14 protein-coding genes are annotated in these 11,296 nt (G+C 67.1%); 1 reads left to right on the forward strand and 13 read right to left on the reverse strand.

All coding sequences use genetic code 11. The features are described from left to right. Positions 1–7 precede the first annotated feature (7 nt). From WKI94_RS01615 to glpX, 5 genes are read right to left on the reverse strand one after another with little or no spacing between them, the layout of a single operon-like run. Entirely contained in the window at positions 8–973 is a 966-nt protein-coding gene (locus WKI94_RS01615; RefSeq protein WP_337844029.1) for a phosphoribulokinase, read from the reverse strand. Continuing rightward, positions 963–1,844, reverse strand: coding sequence for an AAA family ATPase (locus WKI94_RS01620; protein WP_337844030.1), 882 nt, complete (start codon positions 1,842–1,844; stop codon positions 963–965). The genes WKI94_RS01615 and WKI94_RS01620 overlap by 11 nt, the downstream gene beginning before the upstream one ends. A 58-nt stretch (positions 1,845–1,902) precedes the next feature. Then, the gene (locus tag WKI94_RS01625) at positions 1,903–2,331 is read right to left on the reverse strand and encodes a ribulose bisphosphate carboxylase small subunit (RefSeq protein ID WP_337844031.1); all 429 of its coding nucleotides are present in this window, start codon (positions 2,329–2,331) and stop codon (positions 1,903–1,905) included. A gap of 12 nt (positions 2,332–2,343) precedes the next feature. Then, positions 2,344–3,780, reverse strand: coding sequence for a form I ribulose bisphosphate carboxylase large subunit (locus WKI94_RS01630; RefSeq protein ID WP_337844032.1), 1,437 nt, complete (start codon positions 3,778–3,780; stop codon positions 2,344–2,346). Positions 3,781–3,793: 13 nt separating this feature from the next. Then, positions 3,794–4,768 carry a class II fructose-bisphosphatase gene (gene glpX, locus WKI94_RS01635; protein ID WP_337844033.1) on the reverse strand — a complete coding sequence of 325 codons (975 nt, stop codon included), beginning with the start codon at positions 4,766–4,768 and terminating at the stop codon, positions 3,794–3,796. A 70-nt stretch (positions 4,769–4,838) separates the two neighbouring features. Between glpX and WKI94_RS01640 the strand changes: the two genes are divergently transcribed. After that, a complete protein-coding gene (locus WKI94_RS01640; RefSeq protein WP_337844034.1) occupies positions 4,839–5,744 on the forward strand; it encodes a LysR family transcriptional regulator in 906 nt (301 codons plus the stop codon). Here WKI94_RS01640 and WKI94_RS01645 read toward each other — a convergent pair. Genes WKI94_RS01645 through tkt form a run of 8 tightly spaced genes read right to left on the reverse strand, consistent with a single transcriptional unit; the run spans position 5,722 to position 11,189 of the window. Further along, positions 5,722–6,162 carry a phosphate-starvation-inducible PsiE family protein gene (locus WKI94_RS01645; RefSeq protein WP_337844035.1) on the reverse strand — a complete coding sequence of 147 codons (441 nt, stop codon included), beginning with the start codon at positions 6,160–6,162 and terminating at the stop codon, positions 5,722–5,724. The genes WKI94_RS01640 and WKI94_RS01645 overlap by 23 nt on opposite strands. A gap of 4 nt (positions 6,163–6,166) precedes the next feature. Then, positions 6,167–6,436, reverse strand: coding sequence for a hypothetical protein (locus tag WKI94_RS01650; RefSeq protein WP_337844036.1), 270 nt, complete (start codon positions 6,434–6,436; stop codon positions 6,167–6,169). Between the two features lie 9 nt (positions 6,437–6,445). Beyond that, complete coding sequence (locus WKI94_RS01655; RefSeq protein WP_337844037.1) at positions 6,446–6,718, reverse strand: annexin VII; 273 nt, start codon at positions 6,716–6,718, stop codon at positions 6,446–6,448. Then, entirely contained in the window at positions 6,706–7,011 is a 306-nt protein-coding gene (locus tag WKI94_RS01660; RefSeq protein ID WP_337844038.1) for a Dabb family protein, read from the reverse strand. The genes WKI94_RS01655 and WKI94_RS01660 overlap by 13 nt, the downstream gene beginning before the upstream one ends. After that, the gene (locus WKI94_RS01665) at positions 6,996–7,748 is read right to left on the reverse strand and encodes an HAD-IA family hydrolase (protein ID WP_337844039.1); all 753 of its coding nucleotides are present in this window, start codon (positions 7,746–7,748) and stop codon (positions 6,996–6,998) included. The genes WKI94_RS01660 and WKI94_RS01665 overlap by 16 nt, the downstream gene beginning before the upstream one ends. Next, a complete protein-coding gene (locus tag WKI94_RS01670) occupies positions 7,736–8,545 on the reverse strand; it encodes a class II fructose-bisphosphate aldolase (protein WP_337844040.1) in 810 nt (269 codons plus the stop codon). The genes WKI94_RS01665 and WKI94_RS01670 overlap by 13 nt, the downstream gene beginning before the upstream one ends. Next, positions 8,545–9,237 carry a 2-phosphosulfolactate phosphatase gene (locus tag WKI94_RS01675; RefSeq protein ID WP_337844041.1) on the reverse strand — a complete coding sequence of 231 codons (693 nt, stop codon included), beginning with the start codon at positions 9,235–9,237 and terminating at the stop codon, positions 8,545–8,547. Before WKI94_RS01675 ends, WKI94_RS01670 begins: the two co-directional genes overlap by 1 nt. Then, a complete protein-coding gene (tkt, locus tag WKI94_RS01680) occupies positions 9,234–11,189 on the reverse strand; it encodes a transketolase (protein ID WP_337844042.1) in 1,956 nt (651 codons plus the stop codon). Before tkt ends, WKI94_RS01675 begins: the two co-directional genes overlap by 4 nt. Positions 11,190–11,296: the final 107 nt, after the last annotated feature.

Below are 11,296 nucleotides of genomic sequence, written 5' to 3' on the forward strand. Positions count from 1 at the left end.
TTGCCTCCTAGGCCACCCGCAGGTGCCCCCGCTCGATGGCCAGCTCCCGCATCTTAACCAGGTAGTAGGCGATGATGAGCTGGGTCAAGGCCAGGGGGTAGCTCTGCCCCGCCCGGTCCCAGAAGGTGCCCACCAGGCTGGGGTCAAAGTGCTCCGTGTGGTGGCCCAGGTGGTCCCAAATAATGCGCTCAAAGGTCTGGGCCTGCTCTGGGCTCACGTCGCCGGTGATGTCCAGGATGTCGGCATCTTTGCGGGTCTCAAGCCGGATGAGGGCCTGGTCCTCGTAGGCGGAGTGGAGGACCTCGGAGAGGTCCAGCCGGGGCAGGGTGTGCTTTAGGGTGATGCGGACGTTGAGGGTGCCGGGGTTTTCCGGGTCGTACCCAGGAGGGCGGTAGAAGCGGACGATGATGTCCGCGTGGGCCTTTTGGGGCCAGATGAAGGCCCGGGAGTCGGGCATGCGCCGCTCTATGTCCGCCAGGACCTCCTCGGGGGTGTAGCCCCGCTTGGCCACATCCCGCTTCACCTTCCACTCCCGCCTAAGCTCCTCCTCGGGGTCCAGGTAGACCGTGAGGTGGTAGCGGCCCCGCATCTCGGGGGAGAAGAGGGTGAGCAGCCCCTCCAGGATCACCACCCGGGGGATGAGCCGCCCCTCTTCCTCCACCGCCCTAGGGGCAGGCACGTAGACCGGGGGGTCAAAGGTGCCTGTGGAGTGGTTGTAGACGGGCTTCAGAATGGGCTCCCCCTCGGCGAGGAGCCGGACGTGCTGCTCCATGATGTCCATGTAGTTGCACTCCGGGTTCAAGGGGGTGATGCCCAGTTCCTTCCGCTGCTTGCGGTCGTACTTGTGGTAGTCGTCCACGCAGATGGTGGTGGTCCGCTCCACGCCGAGAAGCCGGGCCACGCCGCTGGACAGGGTGGTCTTCCCCGCCCCGGAGTCCCCGGCGATGCCAAGCATAAAGGGCCTATGGGGCATGCTCCTCCTCCTTGAAGAGGGAGCTGGCGTAGATGTCGTCCGCGGTGATGGTCACCAGCTCCTCTGGGGTCACGGGGCCCGCCTTCTGGTACAGGCGGTAGGCTTGGCGGAGCTTGAACCGGTCTATGGCGTTGCGCACACTCCGGGCATAGGCGAAGTTGGGACGCTCCATCCTGCGCCGGAGGTAGTCCTTGAAGGCCGACTCCGCCTCAGGGGTAAGGCGGTACCCCTGCTTCTCCAACATGATTAGGCCGATCTGGTAGAGCTCTTCCAGGTCGTAGGGGGGGAACTCAATGTGATGGGCAATGCGGGAGCGCATCCCGGGGTTTAGGGCGAAAAACTCCTCCATGCGGTCCTTGTACCCGGCCAGGATGACCACCAGGTCCTCCCGCTGGTTTTCCATCACCTGGAGGAGGATCTCTATGGTTTCCTGGCCGTAGTCCCGCTCGTTCTCCGCCCGGTAGAGGCTGTAGGCCTCGTCAATGAAGAGCACCCCCCCCATGGCCCGCTTCAGGACCTCCTTGGTCTTGGGGGCGGTGTGGCCGATGTACTGGCCCACCAGGTCGTCCCGGCTGGCCACCACCAGGTGGTCGCGGCGGATGTAGCCCAGGCGGTGGAGGATGGTGGCCATGCGCAGGGCTACCGTGGTCTTGCCCGTGCCCGGGGGGCCCACAAAGGCCATGTGCAGGGTGGGGCGGTCGGCCACCAGGCCCAGCTCGCGGCGGAGCTTGTCCACGGAGAGGTAGGCGGCGATCTCCCGAATGCGCCGCTTCACCGGGGCCAGGCCCACCAGCTCCCCCTCCAGGGCCTCCAAGACCCCTTCCACCTCGGGGTTCTTCACCAGGACCATGGCCTTTTCCGTCTCCTGCATGCCGCCTCCCTCAGGGTAGAGATGGGGGGGAGGGCTCGAGGCCTCCCCCGGGATCCCCCTACTCCTGGTAGCGCTGGCCCTCGGGCTTCATGGTGGCGTAGGCCTCGAGGGTGTACTTAAGCCGCCTCCCGTCGGAGTAAAGCTGCCGGTGCAGGCGGAAGCCCGGCTCCTCCACCTTGGGCCGGTGGGCGATGAAGGACACCCGCTGGGCCTGCCACATGGGGGAGGGGTCGTAACCGTTGATCTTGATGTAGTGGTTGGGGAAGGCCTCCCGGCACTTCTGGAACTCGTAGAAGGCGGGGGCGGGGTCCTCCAGGTCAAACATGGGCAGACCCCACATGTTCCAGTAGACGTTGTAGGGGTGGGGGTCGTCGGTGTACTCGATGGAGACCGCCCAGCCGTTCTTGATGATGTACTCAATCTGAAGCCGGATTTCCTCGTCCGTCAGGTCAGGCAGGTAAGAAAAGGTCCCTTGAGTGATCCGCATGGCTTCCTCCTTTTAGCTCGGGGTGGGCAGGACGTCGGGGGTGTCGGTGGAGGCGAAGTCAAAGGTCACGCTGCCCCAGGTCTCCAGGGCCGCGGCCAGGGCCTTGGAGTGCTGGGCGGCCTTCTTGAGGATCTCGGGGCCTTCGGCCAGGATGTCCCGGCCCTCGTTGCGGGCCTTGACCATGGCCTCCAGGGCCACCCGGTTGGCCGTGGCCCCCGCCTGGATGCCCATGGGGTGGCCGATGGTGCCCCCCCCAAACTGCAAGATCACATCGTCCCCAAAGAGGGAAAGGAGGAGGTGCATCTGCCCCGCGTGGATGCCCCCCGAGGCCACGGGCATGACCGAGGGCAGGGAGGCCCAGTCCTGGTCAAAGTAGATGCCCTTTACGGGGTCAGCCTTCACGTACTGCTCCCGCAGAATGTCGTAGTAGCCCCGGACCAGGTTGGGGTCCCCCTCCAGCTTACCCACCGCGGTGCCGGCGTGGATGTGGTCCACCCCCAGCATGCGCATCCACTTGGCCAGCACCCGGAAGTTGATGCCGTGGTTCTTCTGGCGGGTGAAGGTGGCGTGGCTGGCCCGGTGGAGGTGGAGGATCATGCCGTTTTTGTGGCACCAGTTGGAGACGGACTGCAAGGCGGTGTAGCCCATGGTGAGGTCCACCATGACGATGATGGAGCCGATCTCCTTGGCGAACTCCAGCCTTTCGTACACGTCCTCCATGGTGGCCGCGGTGACGTTCATGTAGTGGCCCTTGCGCTCCCCCGTGACCTCTTCTGCCTTCATCACCGCCTCCTGGGCGTAAAGGAAGCGGTCCCGCCAGCGCATGAAGGGCTGGGAGTTGATGTTCTCGTCGTCCTTGGTGAAGTCCAACCCCCCAGCTAGGGCCTCATAGACCACCCGGCCGTAGTTGCGCCCGGAAAGGCCCAGTTTGGGCTTCACCGTGGCCCCGAGAAGGGGCCGGCCGTACTTGTTCAACATGTCCCGCTCCACAGGGATGCCGTGGGGGGCGCCCTTGAAGGTCTTGAGGTAGGCCACGGGGATGCGGAGGTCCTCCAGTCTCAAGGCCCTTAGGGCCTTGAAGCCGAAGACGTTTCCGATGATGCTAGAGGTCATGTTGGCGATGGAGCCTTCCTCAAAGAGGGCGAGATCGTAGGCAATCCAGGCAAAGTACTGCTCGGGGTTGCCGGGCACCGGCTCCACCCGGAAGGCCTTGGCCTGGTAACGCTCTAGAGAAGTAAGGCGATCCGTCCAGACCACGGTCCAGGTGGCGGTGGAGGACTCTCCCGCCACCGCCGCCGCCGCCTCCTCGGGCTCAATCCCGGGCTGCGGGGTGATGCGGAAGAGGGCGATGGTATCGGTGTCCTTGGGCTCGTAATCGGGTTGCCAGTAGCCCATCTCCTTGTATTCCACCACCCCGCCTTTTTTGTAGATGGCCTTTTTGTCCGTCATCCCAAACCTCCTTTCAGTAGGCCACGGAGCTGATGCCCCGAAGCTTCTCAAGCCGGTGCCGGGCCTCTACCTTGCGCAAGGTGCCGGTGGTTCCGCGGATGACCAGGCTCTCCGTCCAAGCCTCCTGTTCCCCGTAGCGCACGCCCCGAAGGAAGGGGCCATCGGTGATGCCCGTGGCGGCGAAATGGGTGTCCTCGGCCCGGCAAAGCTCCTCCAGGGTGTAGACCTTCTCCAGGTCAAACCCGGCGTGGATCAGGTTCCAGCGCTCCTCCTCGCTCTGAGGGTCCAGGCGCATCTGCATCCCACCCCCTAGGGCGCGCACGGCCACCGCGGCCAAAACCCCCTCAGGGGTCCCCCCGGTGCCCATGAGAACATCCACCCCTGTCCCCGGAAGCACGGCGGCCAGGGCCCCCGCCACGTCCCCGTCCGTCTGAAGGGTGATGCGGGCCCCCGCGTAGCGGATCTCCTCTATGAGGCGGGTGTGCCGGGGCTTGTCCAGGACAAAGACGGTAAGCTCCCGCACGGAACGCTTGAGGGCGCGGGCGATCTCCTTGAGGTTGTCCGCCACCGAGGCCCTGAGGTCTATGGCCTCCTTGGCCTCGGGGCCCACCACCAGCTTGGCGGCGTAGAACCCGGGCCCCGGGTTGAAGAGCGCACCCTCGGGAGCCGCGGCCAGGACGCTAATGGCCCCGGAGCGCCCTAGGGCAAGAAGGCGGGTGCCCTCCACAGGGTCCACCGCCAGGTCCCAAAGGGGGCCTTCCCCCCGGCCCAGCTCCTCCCCGTTGTAGAGCATGGGGGCTTTATCCTTTTCCCCCTCGCCGATGACCACCCGGCCGCGGAAGTCCAGGCTGGAAAGGACCAGACGCATGGCCTCCACCGCGGCCCGGTCCCCTTCCTCCTTGTTCCCCAGGCCCACCCAGCGGGCGGAGGCCAGGGCGGCGGCCTCCGTGGCCCGCATGAGGTCCAGACCCAGGTTGCGCGTGGGCATAGCCATGCGCTTACCTTAGAGGGGGGGTTTTATTATTGCAATCATATGTTTTGGCCAATACCATAAGCCTATGCTCATATCTAAAAACGCTAAACTGCCGAACCCCGCGGCGCTAAGGGTCTTCGTCGCGGTGGTGGAGGAGGGGGGGGTGGGCCGGGCCGCCCTGGCCCTGGGCATCACCCAACCCGCGGTGAGCCAGTACCTGAAAAACCTCGAGGAGCATGTGGGCCACCCCCTCTTTGAGCGCAAGGGGCGGCACCTGGTCCTCTCCCGGGTGGGAGAGGCCCTCCTGCCCGAGGCCCGGCGGGTGGTGCAGGCCCTGGAGGGGTTCCAGCGGGTCTCCCAGGCCATGGGCCGGCTGGAATTAGGGGAGGTCACCTTCGGGGCCTCCACCACCATGGCCACCTACGTGGTGCCCCCTTTCCTCAGCCGCTTCCACCGGGAGCACCCAGGCGTGCGGGTACACCTGGAAAGCGGCAGCTCCGAGCGCCTGGCGGAACGGCTTAGGATGGGGGAGCTGGAGTTCGCTGTCCTCGAGGGCGTGGAGGGCTGGGAAGGGTATGACCGAAAGCTTTTCTACGAGGACGAGCTGGTCCTCATCGTCCCCCCCGAGCACCCCTGGGCCAATCGGGAGACCGTTCCCCCCATTTGGCTATCCCAGGAAAGCCTGGTGGTGCGCAAGCCGGGCTCCATGACCTGGCGGGTTCTGGAGAGGGCCTTTGAGCAGGCAGGCCTGGAACTCAAGCCCACCTTCTACACGGACAACAACGAGGTGACCAAACGCCTGGTCATGGCCGGAGTGGGGGTGGGCATCGTGAGCCGGGTGGTGGTTCAGCCCAACCTCAAGGTGGGAAACCTCAGGGCCCTCAGGCTGGAGGAGCCCGTGGGGGAGCTCAGGCGGGTCTTCTGGCTGGTCTACCCCAAGAGCGTGGCCAATCCCGCGGCCCAAGCCCTCATCGCGCTTCTAAGCTCCTGACCAGACGGATGGCCAGGGCGAAGGCCACCACCAAAAGGGCCAGGAGGCCGAGTTCCGCCAGGACCGCCAAAAAGGCCGGGTCGGCCAGGTCAAACTTCTCCACCGCCTCCGCGGTGAGGACCAAAACCCGGCGCACCGCGGCGATGATGCCGATGATGAGGAAGGGGGTGGCCTCGAGGCTCCCCTCCCGGGCGAAGCGCACCAGGGTGTAGAGGATCTCCGCCAGCATCAGGGCCAGGAGGACCCGGTCCAGGAGGGTAAGGGCCACCTCGTGGTAACGGCCCATGAGGAGGCTTTCCAACCCCTCCTTCAGGGTGGTGAGAAGGAGGATGGCCGCCCCAGCAGCGATGAGGAAGCCCGCGAAGAGGTAGATAACCACCTCCGTGGCCTGGAGGATGCGGTAAGCGTCCCGCCGCACGGGCTCAGTCTACATCGTTGAGGAAGTCCGGCTCCCCCATCTCCTCCAGGAACTTCTTCATCTCGTATGGGGAGCGCACCGCCCCCAGTTCCGCCACGGGGCCCTCCATCCAGTGGGGGAGGGCCGAGGGGGGCGGGGTCTGGGCCCAGTAGAAGTAGTAGAGGGCCCAGTAGCCGTGCCCGTCCTTCAGGACCACCGCGTCCCCGTAGCCGTCCTCCAGCACCTTAACCGCCTGCCGCCTAGCCTCCTGGTAGGGCATTTCCGCGTAGTCCATCCTCGCCCCCTACTTGGACTCGTTGATGAAGAGCATGTACCCGTTGTCCTCCAGCCACTTGGCCTGGTCGTAGGGGTCCAGGAAGCCGTGGGGGTCGGGCCTGGGGCCTTCCACCCAGTCCGGGGTCTCCTCGGGGTCGGGGGCTTTCCGCCCATAGAGGCCGAAGAAATAGTAAAGGGCGTAATAGCCTCCCTCCCCCAGAAGGACGAGCCCCTCCCCTACGCCGTCCACCAGGATCCTTAGGGCCTTGAGCTCGGCCTCCCGGTAGGTTAAGGTGCGCATGGCCCCTCCAGGACCAGGTAGTCGGTGGTAATCCGGTCCTTGGCCATGGGGCGGAAGACCCGGTTGGCGAAGTCCACGTGCAAGGGGTGGTCCCGGTAGACCTCCACCACCTCCGGCCCCGCAAAGACCACGGAAAGCCAGTACCGGTAACGGGCCTCCAGGCTCAAAGCCTCACCGTAGCGCACCCCCAAGACCCCGGGGATCTGGGTGAGGACCGCCTTGGCCTCGGCCACCATGCGGCGCACCTCCTCCGGGCTCGCCTCCGCGTTGAAGACGATCAGGTGCTCCACCATGCCACCACCTCCTCCAGGTAGTCCAGGTCCACCATCCCCAAGCGCCCAGCCCGCGGCCCCCGGAGGAAGCGCGCCAGATGGCCGGGTTCGCCCAGGTGCTCCACCACGGCCAGGGCCTCGGAAAAGTCCTGGTCCGCCGTGTAAAGCCCCGGCGTGACGAGGACGGGAAGGCCCGCCCCCCGGGCGGAGAGGAGGCCGTTTCGGGAATCCTCCACCGTCACCCCCTCGCCCTCCCTAAGGCCCAGCTCCGCCCGGGCCAGGCGGTAGATGGCGGGGTCCGGCTTCTTCCGGGGGACAACGTCCCCGGCTAGGACCAGATCAAAGACCCCTTCAAGCCCACTAGCCTCCAGAAAGGCGCGGACGTTTTCCGGGCTGGTGGTGGTGACCAGGGCCAGGGCAAGCCCCGCCCCCTTGGCCTCCAAAAGAAGCCGCCTCACCCCGGGGCGCAGGGGCACCCCTTCTTCGCGGAGAAGGGCCGCGTAGAGGGCGTTCTTCCGCCGGTGAAGGCGAAGGAGCTCCTCCTGGGAAAGCCTTGGGCAACCCGGGCAGGTGTGCAGGAAGTGGGCGATGCGCTCCTTGCCCCCGGCGACCTGGAGGAGGGCCTTGTAGAGGGACCGGTCCCAAAGGAAGGGGAGGCCCGCCTCCCGGAAGGCGCGGTTAAAGGCCTCCCGGTGGAGCTCCTCCGTCTCCGCCAGCGTGCCGTCCAGGTCAAAGAGGAGGGCCTTTAGCCCCACCATAACCGCATCCGGGCCATGGCTAGCCCCTTCAGGGCCTCCTTCATCCCCGCCATGAGGTCCAGGTAGCTCTCCCCTGGGACCCCCCGCAAGGCCCGGGCCGCCTCCAGGGCCAGGTCCGCGTAGAGGTTGATCTTGCGAACCCCCCCTTGGACCAGGGCCCGGTAGTCCTCCGGGCCCAGCCCCGAGGCCCCGTGGAGCACCAGAGGCACAGGGAGGAGGGAAAGGCGCCCCAGAAGGGGGAGGTTGAGGCGGATGGGTCCCTTGTAGAGCCCGTGCCGGGTGCCCACGCTCACCGCCAGGGCATCCACCCCGGTCTCGGCCAGGTAGCGCTCGGCCTCGAGGGGGTCGGTGTAGAGGGGGGCCTCCCCCCCATCCTCCCCGGGGCCGTAGTGGCCGGGCACCACCCCCACCTCCCCCTCCACCCCGGCCCCGAAGACCCGGGCCACCACCACCGCCATGCGGCTTAGGCGGATGTTCTCCTCCAAGGGCAGGTGGCTTCCGTCCAGCATTACCCCGGTAAACCCCAAGCGCAGGGCCTCCACCACCTCCTCGAGGGTCCTTCCGTGGTCCAGGTGTAGGGCCACAGGAACCCGGGCCGCCTGGGCCAGGTGGCGGAGCCCAGGGGCCAGGGCGGGAAGGGGGGGGCCCCCCAGGTGGGGGGCCACGCTGAGGATGACGGGAAGGCCCAGGGCCTCCGCCCCCTCCAACACCGCCTCCGCCCACTCCAGGCCCACCACGTCAAAGGCCCCCACCGCCCGGCCCTTCTCGGGGAGAACCTCCTTAAGGCTTACCAGCATCAGCCCCTCCCAAAGACCATCCCCTCCCCCCGGAAGCCCTGGAAAAGGGGCACCGTGGAGTGACGGTCCACCTGGGCGCAAAAGGGCACGTCCGCCCCCAGGCCCACCCGTTCCAGGGCCAAGGCCGCCTCGGAAACCCCGAGGACCTCCAGGGGAGGGCTTTGGGCGAGGAAGAGGGCCAGGTGGGCCATCTCCCCCTCCGGCCGGAACCCCAGGGCGCAAAGCCGCGCCCCGATAACCCCCGCGGCGTACAGGTCGTCCAGGGCCATCCGGCCCTCCTTGCCAGCGGCCACCAAGACCACCTCGTCCCCCAGCTCCGAAGCCTTTTGGGCCACGCTGGAGGCGTTCTGCAAAGTCCCCAAGAGGACGGCCCGGGCCCCCCAGGCCGCATGGGCGGCCCGGGTGCCGTTGGTGGTGGCCATGACCACCGTCCGGCCCCGCACCCCCGCCACCTCCCTGGGGGAGTTCCCCAGGTCAAACCCCTCGGGCCTAAGCCCTCCCACCTCCCCCGCCAGGACCTCCCCAGGCCGCCTCAGGGCCCGGGCGGCCTCCATGGAGGGGGCCAGGACCAGGGCCTCCGCCCCCGCCTCCAGGTAGGCCGCGGCGGTGGTGGTGGCCCGGATCACGTCCACCACAATGGCCACCTCCCGGTAGGCCCCAGGCTGGGGCAGGGGGTCCACCCAAAACCTCATAAGAGCTCTTCCAGGGCCTCCGCCACCCCTTCCGGGGTAAAGCCCAGCCGCTCGTAGACCTCGGGGTAGGGGGCGCTGGCCCCGAAACGGTCCAGGCCCACCACCTTCTGGGCGTACCGCTCCCAGCCCAAGCTGGCCCCCGCCTCCACCGCCACCGTGGGAAGCCCCTTGGGGAGGACCTGTTCCCGGTACTCCGCGGGCTGGGCTTCAAAGAGCTCCATAGAGGGGAGGCTCACCACCCGCACCCGCCGGCCTTTGCTGTTCAGGAAGGCCTTGGCCTTGAGGGCCAGGTGGACCTCGCTCCCCGTGGCCAGGAGGATGCCTTCGGGGTCCTCGTCCTCCTCCAGGACGTACCCCCCCTTGAGGAGCCCCTGGGCCTTCTCTGGGGGGAGGAGGGGCACCGCCTGACGGGTGAGGATGAGGGCGGTGGGGCCTTCCTTGCGGTTAAGGGCCACCTGCCAGGCGTAAAAGGTCTCGTGGGCGTCCGCGGGGCGGATCACCCAGAGGTTCGGCATGGCCCTTAGGGACATGAGGTGCTCCACGGGCTGGTGGGTGGGGCCGTCCTCCCCGAGAGCGATGGAATCGTGGGTGAAGACGAACACCGTGGGGGTGCCCATGAGGGCGGAAAGGCGGATGGCGGGGCGCATGTAGTCGGAGAAGACCAGGAAAGTCCCCCCATAGGCCCTGTACCCCCCGTGGAGGTTAAGCCCGTTCAGGATGGCCCCCATGGCGTGCTCCCGCACCCCGAAGTGGAGGTAGCGGCCCGAGGGGTTTTCCCGGGAAAAGTCCTCCATCCCCTTGGCCTGGGTGTTGTTGGAGGGGGTGAGGTCGGCGCTGCCCCCAATGAGTTCGGGCATCCTTTGGGCCATCTCGTCCAGGGTGCGGCCGCTCGCCGCCCGGGTGGCCACGGGCTTGTCAAAGGGGGGAGGGGTTTGGGGCAAGGGGGGGAGCTCCCCCTTTAGGCGGCGGAGAAGCTCCCCGTAGAGGTCGGGGTAGGCCCGGGCGTAGGCCTCGAGGCGCCTTTCCCACTCCTCCTTTAAGGCCCGGCCCCGGGGGCGCATGTCCATGTGGCGGTAGACCTCCTCCGGCACTTCAAATGGGGGGTAAGGCCAGCCTAGGTTCCTGCGGGTGGCCTCCACCGCCTCCGGACCCAAGGGCTCCCCGTGGGCCTTGTGGGAGTCCTGCTTGGGGGAACCGTAGCCGATGTGGCTCCGCACGGCGATGAGGGTGGGCCGCTCGTCCAGCTGGGCCAGGCGTATGGCGTGGCGCAGGGCGGAAAGGTCGTTGGCGTCCTCCACCCTGAGGGTCTGCCAGCCGTAGGCCCGGTAGCGGGCGAGGACATCCTCGGTGAAGGCCAGGTCGGTGGGGCCATCAATGGAGATGCGGTTGTCGTCCCAGAAGACGATAAGCTTGGAAAGCCCCCAGGCGCCCGCAAGGGCGCTCGCCTCCCCTGAAACCCCCTCCATGAGGTCCCCGTCCGAGGCCAGAACATAGGTCCAGTGATCCGCCACCGTGTGCCCGGGGCGGTTGAATTCTAAGGCCAGCTTCTTCTCCGCCAAGGCCAGGCCCACGGCGGTGGAGATCCCCTGGCCCAGGGGCCCCGTGGTCACCTCCACCCCGGGGGTGTGGCCCCGTTCAGGGTGGCCCGGGGTTTTAGAGCCCCACTGGCGGAAGCGCATGAGCTCCTCCAGGGGAAGCTCGTAGCCCGTGAGGTGGAGGACCGCATAAAGGAGCATGGAACCGTGCCCCGCGGAGAGGACAAAGCGGTCACGGTCGGGCCAATGGGGGTCTTCGGGGTGGTGGCGGAGGACCTCCCGGAAGAGGAGGTAGGCCAGGGGGGCCATGGCCATGGGCATACCGGGGTGGCCGCTTCTCGCCTTTTCCACGGCATCTATGGCCAAAAAGCGGATGGCGTTCACCGAAAGGGTGGTCAGGTCTCGGGTTTCGGTCATCTTCCCTCCAGGCTAAGGGCGCGTGAAGCCGAGCACAAGCCGGCCCCGGGTAAACAACGCATAAAAGGCCCCTTATGGAAGAGGCCCTTAGCCCGGGAAAAACTATA

Source organism: Thermus sp. (genome assembly GCF_037444525.1).
Classification (GTDB): domain Bacteria; phylum Deinococcota; class Deinococci; order Deinococcales; family Thermaceae; genus Thermus.

What these genes read in the sequence shown, in the direction of transcription:
- WKI94_RS01615 (WP_337844029.1), bottom strand. Translation starts at nt 973, where the DNA reads ATGCCCCATAGGCCCTTTATGCTTGGCATCGCCGGGGACTCCGGGGCG.
- WKI94_RS01620 (WP_337844030.1), bottom strand. Translation starts at nt 1,844, where the DNA reads ATGCAGGAGACGGAAAAGGCCATGGTCCTGGTGAAGAACCCCGAGGTG.
- WKI94_RS01625 (WP_337844031.1), bottom strand. Translation starts at nt 2,331, where the DNA reads ATGCGGATCACTCAAGGGACCTTTTCTTACCTGCCTGACCTGACGGAC.
- WKI94_RS01630 (WP_337844032.1), bottom strand. Translation starts at nt 3,780, where the DNA reads ATGACGGACAAAAAGGCCATCTACAAAAAAGGCGGGGTGGTGGAATAC.
- glpX (WP_337844033.1), bottom strand. Translation starts at nt 4,768, where the DNA reads ATGCCCACGCGCAACCTGGGTCTGGACCTCATGCGGGCCACGGAGGCC.
- WKI94_RS01640 (WP_337844034.1), top strand. Translation starts at nt 4,839, where the DNA reads ATGCTCATATCTAAAAACGCTAAACTGCCGAACCCCGCGGCGCTAAGG.
- WKI94_RS01650 (WP_337844036.1), bottom strand. Translation starts at nt 6,436, where the DNA reads ATGGACTACGCGGAAATGCCCTACCAGGAGGCTAGGCGGCAGGCGGTT.
- WKI94_RS01655 (WP_337844037.1), bottom strand. Translation starts at nt 6,718, where the DNA reads ATGCGCACCTTAACCTACCGGGAGGCCGAGCTCAAGGCCCTAAGGATC.
- WKI94_RS01660 (WP_337844038.1), bottom strand. Translation starts at nt 7,011, where the DNA reads ATGGTGGAGCACCTGATCGTCTTCAACGCGGAGGCGAGCCCGGAGGAG.
- WKI94_RS01665 (WP_337844039.1), bottom strand. Translation starts at nt 7,748, where the DNA reads ATGGTGGGGCTAAAGGCCCTCCTCTTTGACCTGGACGGCACGCTGGCG.
- WKI94_RS01670 (WP_337844040.1), bottom strand. Translation starts at nt 8,545, where the DNA reads ATGCTGGTAAGCCTTAAGGAGGTTCTCCCCGAGAAGGGCCGGGCGGTG.
- WKI94_RS01675 (WP_337844041.1), bottom strand. Translation starts at nt 9,237, where the DNA reads ATGAGGTTTTGGGTGGACCCCCTGCCCCAGCCTGGGGCCTACCGGGAG.
- tkt (WP_337844042.1), bottom strand. Translation starts at nt 11,189, where the DNA reads ATGACCGAAACCCGAGACCTGACCACCCTTTCGGTGAACGCCATCCGC.